The organism is Pseudomonas sp. NPDC079367 (assembly GCF_044542195.1).
Lineage (GTDB): Bacteria > Pseudomonadota > Gammaproteobacteria > Pseudomonadales > Pseudomonadaceae > Aquipseudomonas.
This window is the reverse complement of sequence record NZ_JBITTW010000004.1, coordinates 152,778-172,656: the sequence shown is the minus strand read 5'-3', so window position 1 is coordinate 172,656 and position 19,879 is coordinate 152,778. Positions and strand designations below refer to the sequence as shown.

The 19,879-nt window shown below is 61.0% G+C and carries 18 protein-coding genes; 9 read left to right on the top strand and 9 right to left on the bottom strand.

The annotated features are described in order from the left end of the window. Positions 1-83: 83 nt before the first annotated feature. The 4 genes from ACIGDJ_RS07995 to ACIGDJ_RS07980 all read right to left on the bottom strand — a co-directional run bounded on the left by ACIGDJ_RS07995 (position 84) and on the right by ACIGDJ_RS07980 (position 5,745). Positions 84-296: a hypothetical protein gene (locus ACIGDJ_RS07995; protein WP_090288350.1), complete on the bottom strand. Its 213-nt coding sequence runs from the start codon at positions 294-296 to the stop codon at positions 84-86. A 245-nt stretch (positions 297-541) separates the two neighbouring features. Next, positions 542-1,648 (bottom strand): agmatine deiminase, encoded by a 1,107-nt coding sequence (gene aguA, locus ACIGDJ_RS07990; protein ID WP_101156827.1) that lies wholly within the window; start codon positions 1,646-1,648, stop codon positions 542-544. Next, positions 1,648-2,526: an N-carbamoylputrescine amidase gene (aguB, locus tag ACIGDJ_RS07985; protein ID WP_101156829.1), complete on the bottom strand. Its 879-nt coding sequence runs from the start codon at positions 2,524-2,526 to the stop codon at positions 1,648-1,650. The genes aguA and aguB overlap by 1 nt, the downstream gene beginning before the upstream one ends. A gap of 306 nt (positions 2,527-2,832) precedes the next feature. Continuing rightward, the gene (locus ACIGDJ_RS07980; protein ID WP_397478556.1) at positions 2,833-5,745 is read right to left on the bottom strand and encodes an aminotransferase; all 2,913 of its coding nucleotides are present in this window, start codon (positions 5,743-5,745) and stop codon (positions 2,833-2,835) included. A 161-nt stretch (positions 5,746-5,906) separates the two neighbouring features. Between ACIGDJ_RS07980 and rfbC the strand changes: the two genes are divergently transcribed. The 4 genes from rfbC (at position 5,907) to ACIGDJ_RS07960 (ending at position 10,276) form a co-directional block, all read left to right on the top strand. Continuing rightward, the gene (rfbC, locus tag ACIGDJ_RS07975) at positions 5,907-6,452 is read left to right on the top strand and encodes a dTDP-4-dehydrorhamnose 3,5-epimerase (RefSeq protein ID WP_101156832.1); all 546 of its coding nucleotides are present in this window, start codon (positions 5,907-5,909) and stop codon (positions 6,450-6,452) included. A gap of 184 nt (positions 6,453-6,636) precedes the next feature. Then, entirely contained in the window at positions 6,637-8,445 is a 1,809-nt protein-coding gene (locus ACIGDJ_RS07970) for an ATP-binding protein (RefSeq protein ID WP_397478557.1), read from the top strand. Next, entirely contained in the window at positions 8,442-9,824 is a 1,383-nt protein-coding gene (locus ACIGDJ_RS07965; protein ID WP_312998071.1) for a sigma-54 dependent transcriptional regulator, read from the top strand. Before ACIGDJ_RS07970 ends, ACIGDJ_RS07965 begins: the two co-directional genes overlap by 4 nt. Continuing rightward, positions 9,821-10,276, top strand: coding sequence for a thioesterase domain-containing protein (locus ACIGDJ_RS07960; protein WP_101156838.1), 456 nt, complete (start codon positions 9,821-9,823; stop codon positions 10,274-10,276). The genes ACIGDJ_RS07965 and ACIGDJ_RS07960 overlap by 4 nt, the downstream gene beginning before the upstream one ends. Positions 10,277-10,287: 11 nt before the next feature. On the opposite strand, the gene cysQ is transcribed toward ACIGDJ_RS07960, so the two are convergent. After that, positions 10,288-11,115, bottom strand: a complete 828-nt coding sequence (gene cysQ, locus ACIGDJ_RS07955) for a 3'(2'),5'-bisphosphate nucleotidase CysQ (protein WP_397478605.1) — start codon at positions 11,113-11,115, stop codon at positions 10,288-10,290. Positions 11,116-11,122: 7 nt separating this feature from the next. Beyond that, entirely contained in the window at positions 11,123-11,692 is a 570-nt protein-coding gene (nudE, locus tag ACIGDJ_RS07950; RefSeq protein ID WP_101156841.1) for an ADP compounds hydrolase NudE, read from the bottom strand. An 88-nt stretch (positions 11,693-11,780) separates the two neighbouring features. Here nudE and yrfG point away from each other — a divergent pair, with 88 nt between their 5' ends. Beyond that, on the top strand, positions 11,781-12,443 hold the full coding sequence (yrfG, locus tag ACIGDJ_RS07945; RefSeq protein ID WP_071174081.1) for a GMP/IMP nucleotidase: 663 nt from the start codon (positions 11,781-11,783) through the stop codon (positions 12,441-12,443). Between the two features lie 57 nt (positions 12,444-12,500). Here the strand turns inward: yrfG and lysM are convergent, their stop codons facing one another. Continuing rightward, positions 12,501-12,941, bottom strand: coding sequence for a peptidoglycan-binding protein LysM (gene lysM, locus ACIGDJ_RS07940; protein ID WP_123585632.1), 441 nt, complete (start codon positions 12,939-12,941; stop codon positions 12,501-12,503). A 137-nt stretch (positions 12,942-13,078) separates the two neighbouring features. Between lysM and ACIGDJ_RS07935 the strand changes: the two genes are divergently transcribed. The 4 genes from ACIGDJ_RS07935 (at position 13,079) to ACIGDJ_RS07920 (ending at position 18,022) form a co-directional block, all read left to right on the top strand. After that, positions 13,079-13,966 carry a LysR family transcriptional regulator gene (locus ACIGDJ_RS07935; RefSeq protein ID WP_101156845.1) on the top strand — a complete coding sequence of 296 codons (888 nt, stop codon included), beginning with the start codon at positions 13,079-13,081 and terminating at the stop codon, positions 13,964-13,966. A gap of 92 nt (positions 13,967-14,058) precedes the next feature. Then, positions 14,059-14,898, top strand: coding sequence for a formate dehydrogenase accessory sulfurtransferase FdhD (fdhD, locus tag ACIGDJ_RS07930; RefSeq protein ID WP_101156847.1), 840 nt, complete (start codon positions 14,059-14,061; stop codon positions 14,896-14,898). Next, positions 14,895-17,243 (top strand): FdhF/YdeP family oxidoreductase, encoded by a 2,349-nt coding sequence (locus ACIGDJ_RS07925; RefSeq protein ID WP_101156849.1) that lies wholly within the window; start codon positions 14,895-14,897, stop codon positions 17,241-17,243. Before fdhD ends, ACIGDJ_RS07925 begins: the two co-directional genes overlap by 4 nt. A 293-nt stretch (positions 17,244-17,536) precedes the next feature. After that, positions 17,537-18,022 carry a glycine zipper domain-containing protein gene (locus ACIGDJ_RS07920; RefSeq protein ID WP_016772172.1) on the top strand — a complete coding sequence of 162 codons (486 nt, stop codon included), beginning with the start codon at positions 17,537-17,539 and terminating at the stop codon, positions 18,020-18,022. 54 nt (positions 18,023-18,076) lie between these two features. Here ACIGDJ_RS07920 and ACIGDJ_RS07915 read toward each other — a convergent pair whose 3' ends face one another. Further along, positions 18,077-18,496, bottom strand: coding sequence for a thioesterase family protein (locus tag ACIGDJ_RS07915; RefSeq protein WP_312998086.1), 420 nt, complete (start codon positions 18,494-18,496; stop codon positions 18,077-18,079). Positions 18,497-18,595: 99 nt separating this feature from the next. Next, positions 18,596-19,822, bottom strand: a complete 1,227-nt coding sequence (locus ACIGDJ_RS07910; protein WP_397478558.1) for a 3-hydroxyacyl-CoA dehydrogenase NAD-binding domain-containing protein — start codon at positions 19,820-19,822, stop codon at positions 18,596-18,598. Between the last annotated feature and the right edge of the window lie 57 nt (positions 19,823-19,879).

Sequence of the window (19,879 nt, the reverse complement as noted above, 5' to 3'; positions counted from 1 at the left end):
TTAATGTTCGCGATGGTATTTATGTCGTGCATAAAAAAGCGCCGCCCTCCCGGCAGCGCTTTTTCCAATCCCTGTTGTTCTTCCTATCCTTCCATCACAGCCCACAACGCATCCAGTTCGGCCTCGCTGAACAGGTCAGCGGGATAGCGCTCGATCATCATCCGGCGCGGATCAGGTTCTCTGATCTGACGCGTTCCATTGGATTTCAACCAGTGCGCCACACGCTGGAGCGTTTCGCCGTTGACGGCCATGGGATGCAAAGTCCGCTCGCTGATTACGTTCACTTCGGCGTTCATTTCAGCGCTCTCTCCCGTTCGTGAGCGGCTACGTTATCCAAGATTCATGACAGAACTGTTGAAGTTCCTCTCCCTCCCTAGTGCAACAGAAGCAATACAAGAGGTATGCCAAGGTTTTTACCGGGACGACCAGTGGAGGCAAAAAAGCCCGCGGTCCTTTCGGGCTGCGGGCTTGGTGTTCCTGACCGGTACGTTAACAAACGTCAGGCTTTTTTATCTGCCAGCTCAGGCTGTTACGTCTGACCTCACTCTTTGTGCGGCGCCGGTTGTTGTTGGGTAAGGCAGTGAATATTGCCGCCGCCCAGTAACAGTTCGCGCCCCGGCACCATTACCACTTCGTGCTGCGGGAACAGCTTCTGCAGAATTTCCCTGGCCGGCGCGTCCATTGGGTCATCGAAGCTCGGCGCGATGATGCCGCCGTTGACGATCAGGAAGTTCACGTAGGAACCCGCCAGACGCACGGAAGGATTGCGCTCCTGCGAACCGTCCACCGCGTCAACCCCGGCGCATTCTTCTTCGGTCGCATACAGCGGCCCCGGTATCGGCATCTTGTGCACCGTGAACGGGCGACCCTTAGCGTCGGTGCTGCTTTGCAGCACGTTCATTGCAGCCTGGCAGCGCGGGTAGTTCGGATCCTGCGGATCGTCGGTCCACGCCAGCAAAACTTCGCCCGGGCGCACGTAGCAGCAGAAGTTATCCACATGGCCGTCGGTTTCATCGTTGAACAAGCCATCCGGCAACCAGATGATCTTGTCCACGGCCAGGTTGTCGCTGAGCACCGCTTCGATTTCTTCGCGGCTCAGGTGCGGGTTGCGATTGCGGTTGAGCAGGCATTCTTCGGTGGTGATCAGCGTGCCTTCGCCATCGACATGAATCGAACCGCCTTCGAGCACGAAACCTTCAGTGCGGTAGCGCGGGCTGCGCTCGATTTCGAGGATCTTGCCGCCGACTTGCGAATCACGGTTCCACGGCGCATACAGGCCGCCATCGAAACCACCCCAGGCGTTGAAATCCCAGTTCACGCCGCGCACTTCGCCACGGTTGTTGATGACGAAGGTCGGACCGCTGTCACGCACCCAAGCGTCGTCGCTGGACATTTCCACCACGCGGATATTCGGCACATCGAGGCGCGCGCGGGCGTTTTCGTATTGGCCAGCGGAGACCGCAACGGTCACCGGCTCGAAGCGGGCGATAGCTTTGGCCACCGCGGCGTGTGCGGCCTGCGCCGGTTTGCCGCCCAGGCGCCAGTTGTCCGGGCGCTCGGGCCAGATCATCCAGGTCTGGGTCTGTGGCGCCCACTCGGCCGGCATGAAGAAGCCGTCGGCGCGTGGGGTACTTTTCAATGTGGTCATCAGGACTCCAGGGAACCGTCGAGGGTTTTCAACGCGCCGTACAGATTTGGCCGGCGGTCGCGGAATGAACCCCACGCGCTGCGAATATGTTCCAGCTCGTCGAGGTTGAACGTGTGCACAAGAATACCTTCTTCGGTTTTATTCAGCTCCTGCACTTTTTCGCCGAACTGGTTGGCGATAAACGAGGAGCCGTAGAAGGTGATGTCGTAGCCGTCCTGCTCTTCGTTGCCGATGCGGTTGCTGGCAATCAGCGGCATCAGGTTGGCACCGGCATGGCCCTGCTGCACACGCTGCCAATGATCGCGCGATGAGATGGTCTTGTCGTGTGGCTCGCTGCCGATGGCAGTCGGATAGAAGAGGATTTCCGCACCCTGCAGCGCCATGCTGCGTGCAGCTTCCGGGAACCACTGGTCCCAGCAGATGCCCACGCCGATTTTTGCGTAACGGGTGTTCCATACCTTGAAACCGGTGTCGCCCGGGTTGAAGTAATACTTCTCGTGATAACCCGGGCCGTCGGGGATGTGGCTCTTGCGATAAATCCCCAGATTACTCCCGTCGGCGTCGATGATCGCGATGCTGTTGAAGCGTGCCCGCCCGGCCAATTCGTAGAAGCTGATCGGCAGCACTACTTGCAACTCTCTGGCGATTGTCTGGAAATGCTTGATGGCGACGTTCTCTTCAACCGTCGTCGCCAGTTGCAGGTAATCCGGATTCGGTTTCTGGCAAAAGTACGGCGCCTCGAACAGCTCCTGAATCAGGATGATCTGCGCGCCTTTGGCGGCAGCTTCGCGGACCAGCCTTTCAGCGGTTTCGAGGTTGGCTTCAAGATCCCACGAACAGGCCATCTGCGTGGCGGCGACGGTAACGATACGGCTCATGAATCATCTCCGGGCTAGTGCTTTGACGGTCAAAGAATTTGACCGAAAAGAAAACGCGCGCACCGGACAAGCGATCGCCACCCCGGAGCAATGGCGACTTTATAACCGATAAATATCGACTTTAAAAGCGACTGAAACGCCTTCTATCTAAATAAACCCAGAAAATACCGATACAAATCGAATTTATCGTCCAAAACAAACGTGGGAGCGGGCTTGCTCGCGAAAGCGGTATTTCAGTCACTAGAGAGGGTGACTGAAATACCGCTTTCGCGAGCAAGCCCGCTCCCACAGGAGGATGTGCGGTGCTTACAGGCCTTCAGCAAGCACCCGATCCAGCATATCGACAAAGAAATCCACACTCTGGCGCGACGTCACCATTGGCGGCTTGATCTTGAGGATGTTCAAGTCATCGCCGGTCGGCTGCATGAAAATCCCCAACTCGCGCAGGCGATCACACAGCAACGCGGTCTCGGCGGTTGCCGGCTCCAGCGTCTGCCGATCGCGGATCAGCTCCAGGCCCAGATAAAACCCGGAGCCGTGTACCGCACCCACCAGCGGATGTTTATCGATCAATGCTTGGAGCCGCGCCTTGAAGTGGCCGCCGACCACCTGGGCGTTCTCCCAGAGTTTTTCTTCCTCCATCACATCCAGCACCGCCATGCCGATCTGGCAACTGACTGGACTGCCGCCCGCCGATGAGAAGAAATAACCCTCGGCCTCCAGCGCCTCGGCTATTTCCCGGCGAGTGATCACCGCGCCAAGTGGCTGGCCGTTACCCATGCCTTTGGCCATGGTGATGATGTCCGGCACTACGCCCTGCTCTTCGAAGCCCCAGAAAAAATGGCCCATGCGCCCGTAACCGACCTGCACTTCGTCAGCGATGCACACCCCGCCTTGCGCGCGGACTCGTTCATACACCTGCTGCAAATAGCCCGGCGGTAGAGAAATACCCCCCGCATTGCCGTAGACCGGCTCGCAGATGAAACCGGCCAGTTGGCGCTTCTGCTCAGCCAGTTTCTGCAGATGATGTTCGACGCTGCGCACGTAATCCGGCGCCGAATCCGGGCCACGGAATTCGCCGCGATAAGTGTTTGGTGCGGTCACTGGATGCACCCATTCCGGGCGACTTTCCAGGGCTTTCGGGTTGTCGGCAATCGAGGTCGAAACCGCATCAGCGCCGACTGTCCAGCCGTGATACGCCTCAAGCACGCTGATCATGTCGCGCCCGCCGCTGAAGGCCCAGGCCAGACGAATCGCCAGATCATTGGCCTCGCTGCCGCTATTGACCAGGAACACGCGATCCATGCCCGGCGGTGCGAGCTTGAGCAAGCGCTCGGAAAACTCGGCGACTGCTGCGTAGTTGAACCGCGAGTTGGTGTTGAGCAGCGACCACTGCCGCGCCGCGACCGCCGCCATCCGCGGATGACCGTGGCCGAGCACCGCGACGTTGTTGAGCATGTCCAGATACGAACGGCCCTGCATGTCGATAAGGTGATTGCGCCAGCCGCGCTCAATACGTGGCGGGTCGACGTAATAGTGTTTTTGCGTGCGGGCGAAACTGGCGTCGCGGCGTTCGAGCAGGGTTTTCGCGTCCAGCTCAGGCTCGGCATCGCAGGCCAGCCCGAGCAAGGTCGCCGGTGATGGGCACAAAGTCCGCCAGGCTGATGCGCGGGTCGGCGTGCAGAACAGCGGCGCGTCGAGTTCCGCTTCCCGGCACAACTGCACGAGCAGCGGCGCCGTGACCGCACCGAGTTTCTGGCCTTTCTTCAGTGCTGCGCCATGGCCAGGAATCGGCGTCACGCCCCACAGGCGGACGCTGAACTGCGGGCCATCGAGTTGCAGCGCACCGTCCGACGTTTGATTCAGAACGCCGGCGAACGGTGCTTGCACTTCGGCCCCGATGGGCACACGCAATTCGACATGTAACGGGAACGTGTCCGGCTCAGTCGCGCTGTCCGGCCGGGTGCGTGACAAGCGGTACTGGCCATAACGCGTCGCTGCCAGCCCATGCACCGCTGCCGCTTCTGTCAGCAAGCGTTGATCGATGCCCTCCTGCTCCCAGTTGCCAGCCTCGAAGTGCGGGCTCAACACGCCCAGATCGATCAGCGCAAATTCGCGCCCGACCAGGCCGGGCAGCAGCGGCGCAAATTGAATGTTTTCGCCACTCGGCAGGGGCTGGTCCAGGGCCGCCAGAATGGCCGCTTCCATCAGCGCCAGGGGCACCGAGGTCGCGACGCGGAAAATTTCCCACTCATGGCTGAGGTTGTCGCGGCTGTAGGTATTGGTGGGATCGATGCTCACCTGCTGCTCGCCACTGAGCACCAGCACCGCCGCCCGCGCCACGATCAATGGCCACAGCGCTTGCAGCTCAGCGTACTGCAACGGATTGACCGCGTGATAAGCCTGGACCGCCGGCAGGATGACAAACGGATCGCCATCGGCGTGGTGCAGCAAAGCCGCACAGGTCACCGACAGATCAGTGATGCGCCAGGTGCGCACCAGATCACCGAAATCGATCACACCCTGCAGCTGCCAATGCCGCTGAGCATCGCGGGCCCAAACGACGTTGTCATCGGTGATATCCATGTGGATCGTCTGCACCGGCAGCTTGTCCAGCAACGGCCGCAAGCGGTGCCGGGCCTGCTCGGCAGCAGCGCTGATCGCCGCACGCTGCGGCTCGTCGCTGATCACTGGCAACAGATGACTGATCAAAGCATCGGCGTGACGCGCATCCCATTGCAAGGTGCGCTCAAGGCCCGGGTGATCGAAACCTGCCAGGGCCAGATCCATCTCGCCACAGAGCCGGCCAAACCCGGCGACCACGTTCTGGCCAAGATGATCGAAATCGGTCAACGGCTGCCCGTCGATGTACTCCAGCAATCGCACATGAACCGCTTCGCCATTGGCTTGCAGCGACAACAGGTCTTCACCGTTATTGGCAGCAATCACGCGAGGCACCTTGATCGGCGAGTGCTCGGCCAGATACTTGAGCCCGGCGTGCTGGGCTTGCAGCTCTACAAGCGCGTAATCGCCACGACAGACTTTCAACACGAAGCGCCCATTTGCGCTGTCGACGCGGTAATTCAGATCCTGCTGGCTGCCGAGCGCCTGCAACGTGCCGCCAATTCCGTAATATTCGGCCAGCCATTGCAGCGCCTGCGCCTCTGAAACCTGCGGACCGGGCAAACTGGCGCGATGAATCAACGTGGCGAGCGGCATGAAACGACCCCTGAAATTTTATTAGGCGCTTATATCGCCATTGCCTTAGCGGTTGCGCAACCCCCGGCTTCAATGAACGCTCCAATTCAAACCCAACACTCGCGCCCTGCAGCACTTTGCGCAAGAATGTCGGCCATTCACACTCATCAATGGAAATCCTCATGAATGTCATCACCACCGAGCTGCCCGGTGTTCTGATCATCGAACCCAAGGTGTTCGGCGACGAGCGCGGTTTTTTCTACGAGAGTTTCAATGCCAAGGCGTTTCAGGACGCCACCGGTCTCGATACGCAATTTGTCCAGGACAACCATTCGCGCTCGCAAAAAGGCGTGCTGCGTGGCCTGCATTACCAGTTGCAGAACACCCAGGGCAAACTGGTTCGCGTGACCGTGGGTGAAGTGCTTGATGTGGCGGTGGACATCCGTCGCAGCTCGCCGCATTTCGGCAAATCGGTGGCGGTGCGCCTGTCGGCGGAAAACCATCGTCAGCTGTGGGTGCCGGAAGGTTTCGCTCACGGTTTCGTGGTGCTGAGTGATTTTGCCGAATTCCTCTACAAGACCACCAACTATTACGACCCGACCTCCGAACGCAGCATTCGTTGGGACGACCCGGCGCTGGGCATCGACTGGCAACTGGACGAAGCGCCGAAGCTGTCGGCCAAGGACCAGGCAGCCGCGCTGCTCAAGGACGCTGACGTCTTCGCCTGAGGCCAGGTCTGTACGAAAACTCGCCGAGCGGTGATCAGGCAAGGCAAAAACAGGCGAGGAAGCGGAGTCCAGGTACCTAAATGAGCATTCCGAGCCTGTTTTTAACGCAGCATGATCGATGCGCAGGCAGTTTTCGTACAGAGCAAAGGCATAATGCGCCTGTCCCTACAGGCGCTACCGGCTCATGAAAGCATCTCTCCCTCGCAGACCCCGCTGGCGCAGCCTCGCGCTGTTGGCCCTGTGCCTGGCGCCGCTGCTGTGGCCGCTGGAACACCTCGCCGAGCGCTATTACCGCAGCGAACTCGCCGGGCAGAATCGCCAGACCCTCGATCTTTACGTCGCCAACCTGCTCGGCACCCTGCATCGCTATGAAGTGTTGCCGCAGATTCTCGGCGACTTGCCGGCCCTGCGCGCAGTTCTCGGCGCGCCGGACGACGGCGTCACCCAAGGCAACGCCAACCGCCTGCTGAAAAACATCGCCGCGCAGACCGGCGCCGAAGTCATGTACCTGATGGACACCTCTGGCCAGACGCTGGCGGCGTCGAACTGGGACAAACGTGACAGTTTCGTCGGCCGCAATTTCGCCTTTCGCCCGTATTTCAGCGAAGCCATGGCCGGGCGCCTCGGGCGCTTCTTCGGCCTCGGCACGACGTCCGCCAAACGCGGCTACTTCTTCGCCGCCGCGGTGCGCAACGGCGAGAAGATCATCGGCGTGCTGGTGATCAAGGTCGACCTCGACCACACCGAAAGCCTGTGGGGCAAAACCCCGGAACAACTGCTGGTGACCGACCATAACGGCGTGGTCATCCTCACCTCGCGGCCCGAATGGCGTTTCCGCTCGACCCGCGAGTTGAGCGATACAGAGCGCTCGGCGATCACTGCGATCCAGCCGTACCCGACGCGTGAGCCGCGGCCGCTGAACCTCAGCCCCGACGCCTGGCTGATCCAGACCCACGATATCGCCGAAACCGGCTGGAGCGTCAGCATCCTCGCGCCGCGCACGCTGATCGACCGCCCGGTGCGCACCGTCGTCGCGATTGGCGGGGCGACGCTGCTGGTGGTGATGCTGCTGCTGGGCCTGATGATGCAGCGCCGTCGCCATTATCTGGAGCGCATCGCCTTCGAGGCCAAGGCGCGACGTGAGCTCGAAGGCCGGGTTGCCGAGCGCACCAGCGATCTTGAAGGCCTCAACCGACGCCTGAAGCAGGAAGTGCTGGAACGCGAAACCGCGCAACAGGAATTGGTTCGCGCGCAGGATGATCTGGTTCAGGCCGGCAAACTGTCGGCACTGGGGACGATGTCGGCAAGCATCAGCCACGAACTCAATCAGCCGCTGGCGGCGATCCGCAGCTACGCGGAAAACGCCGAAGTGCTGCTCGATCATCAGCGCACCGACGACGCGCGCGGCAACCTCAAGTTGATCAGCGAACTGACCGGACGCATGGCCTCGATCATCGCCCACCTGCGCGCCTTCGCCCGTCGAGACCGCCACGCCCCGGAGAGCGTCGCCCTGCAACCGGCGCTGGACGATGCGCTGGCCTTGCTGGCCAAACGTCGGCGCAGCATGGAAGTCGAACTGATCCGCGACCTGCCCGCCGCGACGCTGTGGGTCGAGGCCGGCGAAACCCGCTTGCGCCAGGTTCTCGGTAACCTGCTCGCCAACGCTCTCGATGCCCTGACTGAAAAAGGCCCGCCGCGCAAATTGTGGCTGAGTGCCGAAGCCACCGCCGACGGCGTCAATCTGTACATTCGCGACAACGGTCCCGGGTTCTGCATGGAAGCCCTTGACCGCGCCAGCGAGCCCTTTTACACCACCAAGACTCGCACGCAAGGCCTGGGTCTGGGGCTGGCCATTTGCGAAACGCTGATGCGCGCTTTCGGCGGTGAGTTGTCGTTCGCCAACCATAAGCAAGGCGGCGCCCTGATCACCCTGCGCCTGCGCGCCGGCGCGCCCGGGGTCAGCCTGCAACCGTCCGAGGATCGAAGTGCATGACCATCGACAATCGCATCCAGGTAGTGTTGATCGACGACGATCCGCACTTGCGCCAGGCCCTCGGCCAGACCCTGGACCTGGCCGGCCTGAAAATCCTGCCGCTATCCGAAGCCAAGGGCCTGGCTGCGCAACTTGAGCGTGACTGGCCGGGTGTGGTGGTCAGCGACATTCGCATGCCGGGTATGGACGGCCTCGAACTGCTCAGTGAACTGCACGCGCAGGATCCCGAGTTGCCGGTGCTGCTGATCACCGGCCATGGCGACGTGCCCTTGGCGGTGCAAGCGATGCGCGCCGGTGCTTACGATTTTCTGGAAAAACCGTTTGCCAGCGATGCCCTGCTCGACAGCGTCCGCCGTGCCCTCTCGCTAAGGCGACTGGTGCTGGACAACCGCAGCCTGCGTCTGGCGCTGAGCGATCGCAACGAACTGAGCGCGCGGCTGGTCGGCCATTCGACGCCGATGCTGCGCCTGCGCGAGCAGATCGGTGCGCTGGCAGCGACCAAGGCTGACGTGCTGATCCTCGGCGAAACCGGTGCTGGCAAAGAAGTCGTAGCCCGTGCATTGCATGACTTGTCGAGCCGGCGCAACGGCCCGTTCGTGGCGATCAACGCTGGCGCGCTGGCGGAATCGGTGGTGGAAAGCGAGCTGTTCGGCCACGAACCCGGCGCCTTCACCGGAGCGCAGAAACGTCGCATCGGCAAATTCGAATTCGCCAACGGCGGCACGCTGTTTCTCGACGAAATCGAAAGCATGAGCATGGACGTGCAAGTGAAATTGCTGCGCATGTTGCAGGAGCGTGTCGTCGAACGCCTGGGCGGCAACCAACTGATCCCGCTGGACATTCGCGTCATTGCCGCGACCAAGGAAGACCTTCGTCAGGCCGCCGACCAGGGCCGCTTCCGCGCCGACTTGTATTACCGTCTCAACGTCGCGCCGTTGCGCATCCCGCCGCTGCGCGAACGAGGCGAAGACGCCTTGGTGCTGTTCCAGCATTACGCCGACGAAGCCAGTGCTCGCCACGGTTTGCCGCCCCATCCATTGCAACCGGCACAACGCGCTCTGCTGCTGCGTCACACCTGGCCGGGCAATGTGCGTGAGCTGCAAAATGCCGCCGAGCGGTTTGCGCTGGGACTGGAGCTGGCATTGGATAATAGCGCTGATGGCAGCGGCGGCACGCCTGTCGAAGTAGTCAGCGGCGGCCTCAGCGAGCAGGTGGAAAATTTCGAGAAATCGCTGATCGCCGCCGAACTGGCGCGCTCGCACAGCTCGGTGCGCAGCCTCGCCGAAGCCTTGGGCATTCCGCGCAAAACCCTGCACGACAAATTGCGCAAACATGGCCTGAATTTCGGCGACAGCAGCCATGGGGAAGAGAGCGAATGAGCAGCGAAAGCGCATACCTGCAAACGGTGCTGCACCACGACATTCCGCTCACTGCCGAGATGGGTCTCGAGGTGCTCGAGTGGCGCGAGCAACAATTAAGCCTGCACCTGCCGCTCGCACCCAACGTCAACCACAAGAGCACCATGTTTGGCGGCAGCCTGTACTGCGGCGCGGTGCTGGCCGGTTGGGGCTGGTTGCATTTGCGTTTGAAGGAAGAAGGAATTGGCGACGGACACATCGTCATTCAGGAAGGGCAGATCAGTTATCCGCTGCCGGTGACCGGAGACGCCGTGGCGATTTGCCCGGCGCCTGATGCGGCAATATGGAAGAAGTTTCTGGCGATGTACCGGCGTTATGGGCGAGCGCGGTTGACGCTGGATACGCGGATCCTGAATGCGGGAAGTGCAGACGATGCGGTGAGATTTACCGGGCAGTACGTTTTGCACCGCTGAAGCAAAAGTTCTCAGGAGCGTGCCAACTCCAACAGTTGCGCACGCCACGCAGCCTTCGCCGGCAACGCCAGAAAAAACCCGTTCAACAGCGATTCCCGCGCTGGGTAACAAAACGCTTCACCGTTCAGATCCAGCACCTCGCCTCCCGCCCCTTCCAGCACACCTTGCGCTGCCGCCGTGTCCCACTGCGAAGTCGGCGCCAGACGCGGATAGCAGTCGGCAGCACCTTCGGCGAGCAGACAAAATTTCAATGAACTGCCGATATTGGCCAGTTGCAGCTCACCGAGACTGGCGCTCAAACCGGCCAGCAAACGCTCTTGCTCGGGACTGGAATGTCGACGGCTGGCCACCACGGTAAACGCCTCGCCCGGCGCTGGCACATCGCGTACCTGAATCGGCACCGGCGTTGCGCCCTTGTCGCCACGCCATGCACCGAGCCCGGCGCCACCGACGTAAAAACGACCGTTGGTCGGCATCGTCACCACGCCAAACACCACTTGACCGTTTTCGATCAGTGCGATGTTGACGGTGAATTCCTCGCTACCGCTGATGAACTCCTTGGTGCCGTCCAGCGGATCCACCAGCCACCAGCGCTGCCAACCGGCGCGCACGCTCTGCGGGATATTGGCGTCCTCTTCCGACAACACCGGAATGCTCGGATCAAGCGCCGTCAGCCCGGCAACGATAAGGTGATGCGCAGCCAGGTCGGCGGCCGTCACCGGCGAATCATCGGGCTTTGCCGTGACTTCAACGCCGACACGCCAGAACGGCAGAATCGCCTCGCCAGCCTGCAGAGCCAGCTCAATTACCGGTGCCATCAACGGATGGAGAAAATTCATCGACGTCTCACTCATAGCTGAATATCCCGCGCTGGCTCAGCAGGTCACGGACCAAATACAGCGCCGCCAACGCGCGGCCTTCGGTAAATTGCGGGTTGAGCGCCAGCGTCGACAGTTCGCGCAGGTTGACCTTGTCGACCCGCATCGGCTCCGGCTCATCGCCTTCCAGCCGTTCTTCGTAGAGATCGGTGGCCAGCACCACCTGGATCTTCTGGCTCATGTAGCCGGGCGACAGCGACAGCTCGGTCAGATGTTCCAGTTGGCGCGCGCCATAACCGGCCTCTTCCTTGAGCTCCCGCTCGGCTGCCGCCAGCACGTCTTCGCCCGGCTCGATCAGGCCTTTGGGCAAAGACAGTTCGTATTCGTCAGTGCCGCCGCAATATTCCTCGATCAGCACCGCATGTTCAGCGTCGAGCATGGCGACAATCATCACCGCGCCGTAGCCAGCACCTTTGCCGACCAAACGCTCGTAGGTGCGCTCCACGCCATTGGAAAATCGCAGCTTGAGTTCTTCGACGCGAAACAGGCGACTGGTAGCGACGATCTCGCGGGCGAGTACGGTGGGTTTCTGGCGCATGCAAAGCTCCTTGGCGTGAACGCGCTACTATAACGCGGCTTTCCCGATTGTTTGCGTCGGATATCCTTTCACCGTTCGAGACGTTGCCATGCCATCTTTACCGTGGTCCGACATTGATACCGTTCTGCTCGATATGGACGGCACGCTGCTGGATCTGCACTTCGACAATCATTTCTGGCTCGAGCACCTGCCCCAGCGCTACGCCGAACTGCACGGTATCAGCCGGGCCATGGCCGAACTGGAGTTGCAGCCGTTGTTCGAACGCCACGCCGGCCAGTTGCAATGGTATTGCCTGGATTTCTGGAGCGCGGAGCTGAAGCTTTCGGTGCGCGAATTGAAACAGGAAACCGCGCACTTGATCGCCCTGCGCGCGGATGCCGATACTTTTCTCGACGCGATCAAGCGTGCCGGCAAACGGGTGATCATGATCACCAATGCGCACCGCGATTCGCTGTCGTTGAAACTGGAACGGATCGAACTGGCACCGTACTTCGAGCGGCTGATCAGCTCGCATGACTATGGTTATCCCAAGGAGAACCCGCAGTTCTGGGATGCCCTTCAGGCCGACATCGGTTTTGATCCGGCGCGCAGCCTTTTTATCGACGACACCTTGCCAATCCTGCGCAGTGCACGGGATTTTGGCGTGGCGCATCTGCTCGCGGTGAAAGAACCGGACAGCCGCAAAGGGCCGAAGGACACCGCAGAATTTGCCGCAGTCGAGGACTACCGCGATCTCATCGCCGGACTGTGATCCCTGCAGGAGCTGCCGATCGCGGCCCGAGCCTTCGGCAGCTCCTACATGACTGCGTTACTTTGGAATACGCAGCTTTTGCCCTGGATAAATCTTGTTCACATCCTTGAGCATTGGCTTGTTGGCGTCGAAGATCTTCTGGTACTGGTTGGCATTGCCATAGACGCGCAGTGAAATCGCACTGAGCGTGTCACCTGCCTTGACCTCGACAAACTCGGCAGCCACGACGACCGGTCCGGTCACAGTGATCTGATCATCGACACTGCCTACGCCCGCAATATTGCCCACTGCCAGCAGGATCTTTTCCTTTTCCTCCTGGCTCGCCACTTCACCGGTCACCGTCACCTTGTCGCCATCCACGGTCGCCTGCACGTTGGGATTGCCCAGCCCGACCTTGCTGATATGTTCCTTCAACTGCTCACTGGCGTTGGCATTGCCTGGGGTCAACAGATCGATCAGCTTCTCACCGGCCTCTTTTACAAAGCTCAAAAGACTCATAGCGCACACTCCTTGATTTGGGTTCCAGACGCCCAAGCCTAGACCACCCCAGCCAAACCCGGTTCCAGTCCGACCAATGACGCTGCCGCGCCGCAGGCGGTAGAATCGCCCTACCCCGCCAACCGCCCGGAGCGAAGATGGACATCAAGCAGCTGAAATTCCTCATCGCCCTCGACGAAACCCGCCATTTCGGCCAGGCCGCCGCGCGCTGCCACATCACTCAACCGACCTTGTCGATGCGCCTGCGCAGCCTCGAAGAAGAACTTGATCTGCCATTGGTCAATCGCGGCCAGCGCTTCGAAGGCTTCACCGCGCCGGGCGAGCGCGTGCTGGCGTGGGCGCGCACGGTGCTGGCGGCGTACGACGGCTTGCAAGCGGAAGCGGCGGCCTGTCGCGGCAACCTGATCGGTACGCTGCGCCTGGGTGTGGTGCCGCTGTCGAGTTTCGATCCGTTGCCGCTGATGCAACGTCTGCATGCGGCGCACCCGGACCTGCGCTTCGAGCTGTCGTCGCTGAGTTCCGAACAGGTGCTCGAACACTTGGCGAACAATCGCATCGACATCGGCGTGTCGTACCTTGAACGCCTGGACAACGAGCGCTTCGATTCGCTGGCCTTCAACGAGACGCGCATGGGCCTGCTTTACGACGAGCGCTCGTTCAACTTCGGCGAAGAACCCCTGAGCTGGGAAGCGCTGATCGAACTGCCGCTGTGCATGCTCACCAGCGGCATGCATTTTCGCCAGTCCATCGACCACAACTTCCACAGCCGCGGCCTGACCCCGCAGCCGCTGCTGCAGACCGACGCCGTGCATCAACTGCTGCAAGCGGTTCACGGCGGTTTTTGCTGCGCGATCATGCCGCTCGATGGCGGCGCGGAAACCCTCGCCGATCACCTGCGTCTGCAACCGATCGAGAACGCTCATACCCTCGCACCGCTGGGCCTGATCATGCGCCGTGGCGCCCCCCGCTCAGCGCTGGCAGAAGCCTGTTTCGCGCTGTATCAGAAATTGCCAAAAGACGCTTGATCGACGGCATCTATCGGTAGATCGGTAATAGCGATTAGACGCGACATCTTGCCGCGCCTAGTCTTGACCTAGATCAAACCGTCGGTGATGCCATGAACGCCAAGCGCCCAGCCTGCGCGGCGCCAGCAATTGAAACGCCCGCGCCTGCCGCCAGCCAGACCTACAGCTACAGCGATCTACCTTTTGAGGCATCGGCCAGCACCGCGCTGGCCGAGGAAGTTGCGTTGGCGATCGCCTACAACGGCATCAGCCAGGCAGTGATGCTGGTCACGCCGACGGACCTTGAGGATTTCATCGTCGGTTTCAGCCTCGGCAGCGGCATCATCGAAGACCCCAGCGATATCTACGATCTGCAACTGACAGGCGCAGGCTCTGCGCAATACGCGCAAGTGACCATCGCCAACCGTGCGTTCTGGAACCTCAAGCAACAGCGGCGCCAGTTGGCCGGCACCAGCGGCTGTGGACTGTGCGGCGTCGAAGCGGTCGAACAGGCCTTGCCCGATCTCAACGTATTGCCGGGCGCAGCGTTGCCACCGATCGAATGGCTCGACGGTTTGCGCCAGCGCATCGGCGCGTTCCAGCCGCTCGGCCAGCACTGCGGCGCGGTGCATGCGGCGGTGTTCATGAATGCCAGCGGTGAATTATTGCTCGGTCGCGAAGACATCGGCCGCCATAACGCGCTGGACAAGCTGATCGGCGGACTGATTCGCCAGAAGATATCCACAGAGGGCGGGCTGGCGATTGTCACAAGCCGTTGCAGCCTCGAACTGATCCAGAAAGTCTTGCGTGCCGGCATCCAGACCCTCGTCAGCCTGTCGGCACCCACCGGCCTGGCCGTGCAATGGGCCCGGCGCCACAACCTCAATCTCATCCACCTGCCGCAGAAAAGTGCGCCGCGGGTGTACAGCCCCGCGATGGAGAATCAAGCGTGAGCCAACATCATCAAGCCGACCAGAAACCTGTCCCGCGCTACAAGCCTTACAAAGGTGCCGCCGGCGGCTGGGGCGCCCTGATCAGTGTGGCTCAGGCGTGGCTGACCAGCGACAACGCCCTGAAGAACCTGCGCATGATGCTCAAGACCAACCAGAACGGTGGCTTCGACTGCCCGGGTTGCGCCTGGGGTGATTCGCCGGAGAGCGGCATGGTCAAGTTCTGCGAGAACGGCGCCAAAGCGGTGAACTGGGAAGCGACCAAGCGTCGCGTCGATGCGAAATTCTTCGCCAAGCACAGCGTCACTGCGTTGCTGGAGCAGAGCGACTACTGGCTGGAATATCAGGGCCGGCTGACCGAGCCGATGGTCTACAACGCTGAAACCGATCGCTACAAGCCAATCAGCTGGGAAGATGCTTTCGCCCTGATCGGCAAGCACCTGCGCAATCTGCCGAGCCCGGATCAGGCCGAGTTCTATACTTCGGGCCGCGCCAGCAACGAAGCGGCGTATCTTTATCAATTGTTCGTACGGGCTTACGGCACCAACAATTTCCCTGACTGCTCGAACATGTGCCACGAGGCCAGCGGCGTGGCATTGGCGCAGAGCGTCGGTGTCGGCAAAGGCACGGTGACCTTCGATGACTTCGAACACGCCGACGCGATTTTCGTGTGGGGCCAGAACCCCGGCACCAACCACCCGCGCATGCTTGAACCGTTGCGTGAAGCGGTGAAACGCGGCGCCCAGGTGGTGTGCATCAACCCGCTCAAAGAGCGCGGCCTGGAGCGTTTCCAGCATCCACAGCACCCGATCGAAATGCTCACCAACGGTGACAAGCCGACCAACACCGCGTACTTCCGCCCCGCACTCGGCGGGGACATGGCGGTGCTGCGCGGCATGGCCAAGTTCCTCCTGCAATGGGAACGCGATGCGCAAAAGGCTGGTGAGCCAGCGGTGTTCGACCATGATTTCCTCAATGCCCACAGCGCCAACGTGCTGGAATATCTCGCCACTGTCGACGACACCTCGTGGGAGCAGATCGTCGAGCAGTCCGGCCTGACGCTGATCGAGATCGAGCAAGCGGCGCGCATGTACGCCAAAGGCAAAAACGTGATCATGTGCTGGGCGATGGGCATCACCCAGCATCGCCACTCGGTGCCGACCATTCAGGAAATCGCCAACCTGATGCTCCTGCGCGGCAACATCGGCAAGCCGGGCGCAGGTCTGTGCCCGGTGCGCGGTCACAGCAACGTGCAGGGCGACCGCACCATGGGCATCAACGAGCGTCCGCCAGTGGCGTTCCTCGACTCCCTCGAGCGTCGCTTCCAGTTCAAGGTGCCGCGTCATAACGGTCACAACGTGGTCGAGGCGATCCATGCGATGGCCGAAGGTCGTGCCAAGGTCTTCATCGGGCTGGGCGGCAACTTTGCCCAGGCCACGCCGGACAGCTCGCGCACCTTCGAAGCGCTGCGCAACTGCGACCTGACCGTGCAGATCAGCACCAAGCTCAACCGCAGCCACCTCGCTCACGGCAAAGACGCGCTGATCCTGCCGTGCCTGGGCCGTACCGACATCGACATCCAGACCGAAGGCCCGCAAGCGGTGACGGTGGAAGACTCGTTCAGCATGGTCCACGCGTCCAACGGCCAGTTGCAGCCGCTGTCGAACCAGATGCGCTCGGAACCGTCGATCATCGCCGGCATCGCTGCCGCGACGCTGGGCAGCCAACCGGTGGACTGGAACTGGCTGGTAGCCGATTACGGGCGCATTCGCGAACTGATCGCCGACACCATTCCAAGTTTCAAAGACTTCAACGACAAGATCAAAAACCCGGGCGGCTTCTATCTGGGCAACTCGGCTGGCGCCCGCAAATGGAACACGCCGTCGGGCCGCGCCAATTTCCGCGCCAATCAGTTGCCGAAAGATCTGGTCCATGAGCGCACCCGTGCTACCGGGCAGGTGCCGGATCTGATCCTGCAATCAATGCGGTCCCACGATCAGTACAACACGACGATTTATGGTCTCGACGACCGCTATCGCGGCGTGAAGGGCCAGCGCGACGTGCTGTTTGCCAATGAGGCTGACATCATTCGTCTGGGCTTCCGTCCGGGGCAGAAGGCCGACATCGTGTCGATCTGGGACGACGGTCGCGAACGCCGGGTGAAAGGTTTTACCTTGTTGGCGTTCGACATTCCTGCCGGGCAGGCAGCGGCGTACTATCCGGAAGTCAATCCGCTGGTGCCACTGGAGAGCACGGGCGATGGCAGCCACACGCCGACATCCAAGTTCATTGCGATCCGGCTGGAAGCGGCGAGTGAGACCGGGTTGATCATGGCCAAATCAGCTTAAACCAAGATCAAAAGATCGCAGCCTTTGGCAGCTCCTACACCGTTTCCTGTAGGAGCTGCCGAAGGCTGCGATCTTTGAGATTGTACTTTTCGACCGCCCACAAAAAAGGCCGTTTTTGCATAAAAACGGCCTGTCCGAAGTAGTTAAAGACCGGCGAAAATCGGTTAAGTTCCGTTGAAAAAACAGTAACTTGCAATCTTGTATACAAGTCGTGTTATTCGTCGGATTTTGATTGTCACGCCCATTGCAGAGCCTCAGGATCGGCGCCGTCATCCCTTTGAGGCTCATCCTCTATGAAGTTCTCCTCGATTCTCTTGTTGTCCCTTGGCCTGGTCAGTGGCTTCGCTTCTGCCGGAGGCACCACCGAAGCAGGTGTGGGCGGCGCATTGGGCGGGGTTCTTGGCTCGGTCGTCGGTCAGTCGTTAGGCGGCAATACAGGTTCCACCATCGGCGCAGCCTTGGGCGGCGCGGGTGGTAGCGCAGTCGGCGCAGACAAGCGCAGCCGTGGCGAAGCAGCCATCGGCGGTGCATTGGGTGCAGCCGGCGGTAACGTGGTTGGTCGCAGCCTCGGTGGCACCACCGGCAGCCTGATCGGCTCTGCCGCTGGTGGCGGTGCAGGTGGCGCGCTGGGTAACTACATGGGCAACAAGAGTGACGACGATGATCGTCGCTACGACCGGGGCCATGATGACCGTCGCTACTACCGCGACCGTGGTCATCCAGGTCGCGGCCATGCCTACGGCCATCGTAAGCATCACAAGTACTATCGCCACCACTAAGGCGAAGGCTTGAACGAAAATCGCGGCCCTTTGGGCTGCGATTTTTTTTCGCGTCTAGATGACCAGCCTCTCCAGCGCCCCGCGCAAACCGGCAGGAATCGGCACCGGCTGATTGCTCGCCCGATCCACGAATACATGCACGAACCGCCCCGCCGCACACGCCTCGCTTTCGCCAACCTTGAACACCGCCAGTTCGTATTGCACCGAACTGTTGCCCAGCTTGCCAACCCGCAGTCCGATCTCGATCAGATCGGGGAAAGCGATCGAGGCAAAGTAATCGCAGGCCGAACTGACCACGAATCCCACCACTTCGCCGTCATGAATATCCAGGCCCCCGACCTGAATCAGATACGTGTTCACCGCCGTGTCGAAGAAGCTGTAGTAGGTAACATTGTTGATATGACCGTAGGCGTCGTTGTCGTGCCAGCGTGTAGTGATCGGCTGGAAGTGGGGGTAGTCGGAGCGTTGATTCATGCAGGACTCTCGCATTTCTGGAATGGATTTGACCGTGAGGACGACCCTTTACCTGTGGGAATGGGCCTGCCCGCAAAGGCGCCTGCACAGCCAGTCAAATTAACGATCTGCAAACCCCTTCCCCTGCGCCGCCAGCTCGCCAATCAGCCGCGCCGGTTTCCATTGATCGCCCTGACGCGCCTCCAGCGCCAGCAAGCGCTGATGAATATCCGCCAGTCCCTGCTGATCCGCCCAAGCCATCGGCCCGCCCTTCTGCACTGGAAAACCATAGCCATTCAAGTACACCAGATCGATGTCATGGGCCGAGCCGGCAATGCCTTCCTGCAGAATCTTCGCACCTTCGTTGACCAACGCCAGCAGACAGCGCTCAAGGATTTCTTCCGGGCCGATGTCGCGACGCTGAAATCCCAGCTCTTCGCTGACGCGCAGCACCAGCGCATCCACCTCGGGATCATGCTCGGCCTGGCGACTGCCTGGCTCGTAATGGTAGTAACCGTTGCCGGACTTCTGCCCGAACCGGCCCATCTCGCACAGTCGGTTATCGATCTGCAACTGCGGCGCATCCTGACCATTGCCAGCGAGCTCCCGAGCACGCCACTCCAGATCGATGCCGACCACGTCGTACATGCGAAACGGCCCCATGGCGAAACCGAAGCCTTGCAGCGCAGCATCCACCTGCTGTGGATAAGCGCCTTCGAGGAGCATCTTGCGTGCTTCGAGTACATACGGATGCAGCATGCGGTTGCCGATAAAACCGTGACAGTTGCCCGACACCACGCTGACCTTGCCCATGCGCTTGCCGAGCGCCAGCGCTGCCTCCAGCGCTGCTGGCGAGGTCTGCGCACCGCGCACGATCTCCAGCAGTTTCATAATGTGCGCAGGGCTGAAGAAATGCAGGCCCAGGACCTGTGCCGGGCGCCGGGTTGCGGCGGCAATGGCGTCGATATCCAGCGCCGAGGTGTTGCTCGCCAGCAGTGCCTCGGGCTTGAGCAGGCCATCCAGTTCGCGAAAGATCTTCTGCTTCAGCTCAAGGTTTTCGTACACCGCTTCGATCACCAGGTCGACATTGCGAATCGCCGCGTAATCCGCCGCCGCTGATACGCGAGCCATTCGCGCATCCGCCTCGGCCTGATCGATGCGGCCCTGACGCACGCTGTGTGCATAAGTGTCGGCGACCGTTGTCAGAGCTTGCTCAAGCATCTGCGGGTTGTTATCGACCCACTGCACGCTCACGCCGGCATTGGCCAGGCACATGACAATGCCACGGCCCATGGTGCCCGCGCCGATCACGGCAGCCTGCTGGATATCAAAGGATGTCTGGCTCATGTTGTTCTCTTGTAAGTGGCCCTGAGACAGCTTCCAACCTTAGTCAGGCAACAGCGG

Excerpts from the sequence above, each read along its gene's own strand:
- aguA (WP_101156827.1), bottom strand. The coding sequence starts at position 1,648 with ATGACCACATTGAAAAGTACCCCACGCGCCGACGGCTTCTTCATGCCG.
- rfbC (WP_101156832.1), top strand. The coding sequence starts at position 5,907 with ATGAATGTCATCACCACCGAGCTGCCCGGTGTTCTGATCATCGAACCC.
- aguB (WP_101156829.1), bottom strand. The coding sequence starts at position 2,526 with ATGAGCCGTATCGTTACCGTCGCCGCCACGCAGATGGCCTGTTCGTGG.
- nudE (WP_101156841.1), bottom strand. The coding sequence starts at position 11,692 with ATGCGCCAGAAACCCACCGTACTCGCCCGCGAGATCGTCGCTACCAGT.
- ACIGDJ_RS07920 (WP_016772172.1), top strand. The coding sequence starts at position 17,537 with ATGAAGTTCTCCTCGATTCTCTTGTTGTCCCTTGGCCTGGTCAGTGGC.
- ACIGDJ_RS07970 (WP_397478557.1), top strand. The coding sequence starts at position 6,637 with ATGAAAGCATCTCTCCCTCGCAGACCCCGCTGGCGCAGCCTCGCGCTG.
- ACIGDJ_RS07980 (WP_397478556.1), bottom strand. The coding sequence starts at position 5,745 with ATGCCGCTCGCCACGTTGATTCATCGCGCCAGTTTGCCCGGTCCGCAG.
- ACIGDJ_RS07960 (WP_101156838.1), top strand. The coding sequence starts at position 9,821 with ATGAGCAGCGAAAGCGCATACCTGCAAACGGTGCTGCACCACGACATT.
- lysM (WP_123585632.1), bottom strand. The coding sequence starts at position 12,941 with ATGAGTCTTTTGAGCTTTGTAAAAGAGGCCGGTGAGAAGCTGATCGAT.
- ACIGDJ_RS07935 (WP_101156845.1), top strand. The coding sequence starts at position 13,079 with ATGGACATCAAGCAGCTGAAATTCCTCATCGCCCTCGACGAAACCCGC.
- ACIGDJ_RS07915 (WP_312998086.1), bottom strand. The coding sequence starts at position 18,496 with ATGAATCAACGCTCCGACTACCCCCACTTCCAGCCGATCACTACACGC.
- ACIGDJ_RS07965 (WP_312998071.1), top strand. The coding sequence starts at position 8,442 with ATGACCATCGACAATCGCATCCAGGTAGTGTTGATCGACGACGATCCG.
- yrfG (WP_071174081.1), top strand. The coding sequence starts at position 11,781 with ATGCCATCTTTACCGTGGTCCGACATTGATACCGTTCTGCTCGATATG.
- cysQ (WP_397478605.1), bottom strand. The coding sequence starts at position 11,115 with ATGAATTTTCTCCATCCGTTGATGGCACCGGTAATTGAGCTGGCTCTG.
- ACIGDJ_RS07910 (WP_397478558.1), bottom strand. The coding sequence starts at position 19,822 with ATGAGCCAGACATCCTTTGATATCCAGCAGGCTGCCGTGATCGGCGCG.
- ACIGDJ_RS07995 (WP_090288350.1), bottom strand. The coding sequence starts at position 296 with ATGAACGCCGAAGTGAACGTAATCAGCGAGCGGACTTTGCATCCCATG.
- fdhD (WP_101156847.1), top strand. The coding sequence starts at position 14,059 with ATGAACGCCAAGCGCCCAGCCTGCGCGGCGCCAGCAATTGAAACGCCC.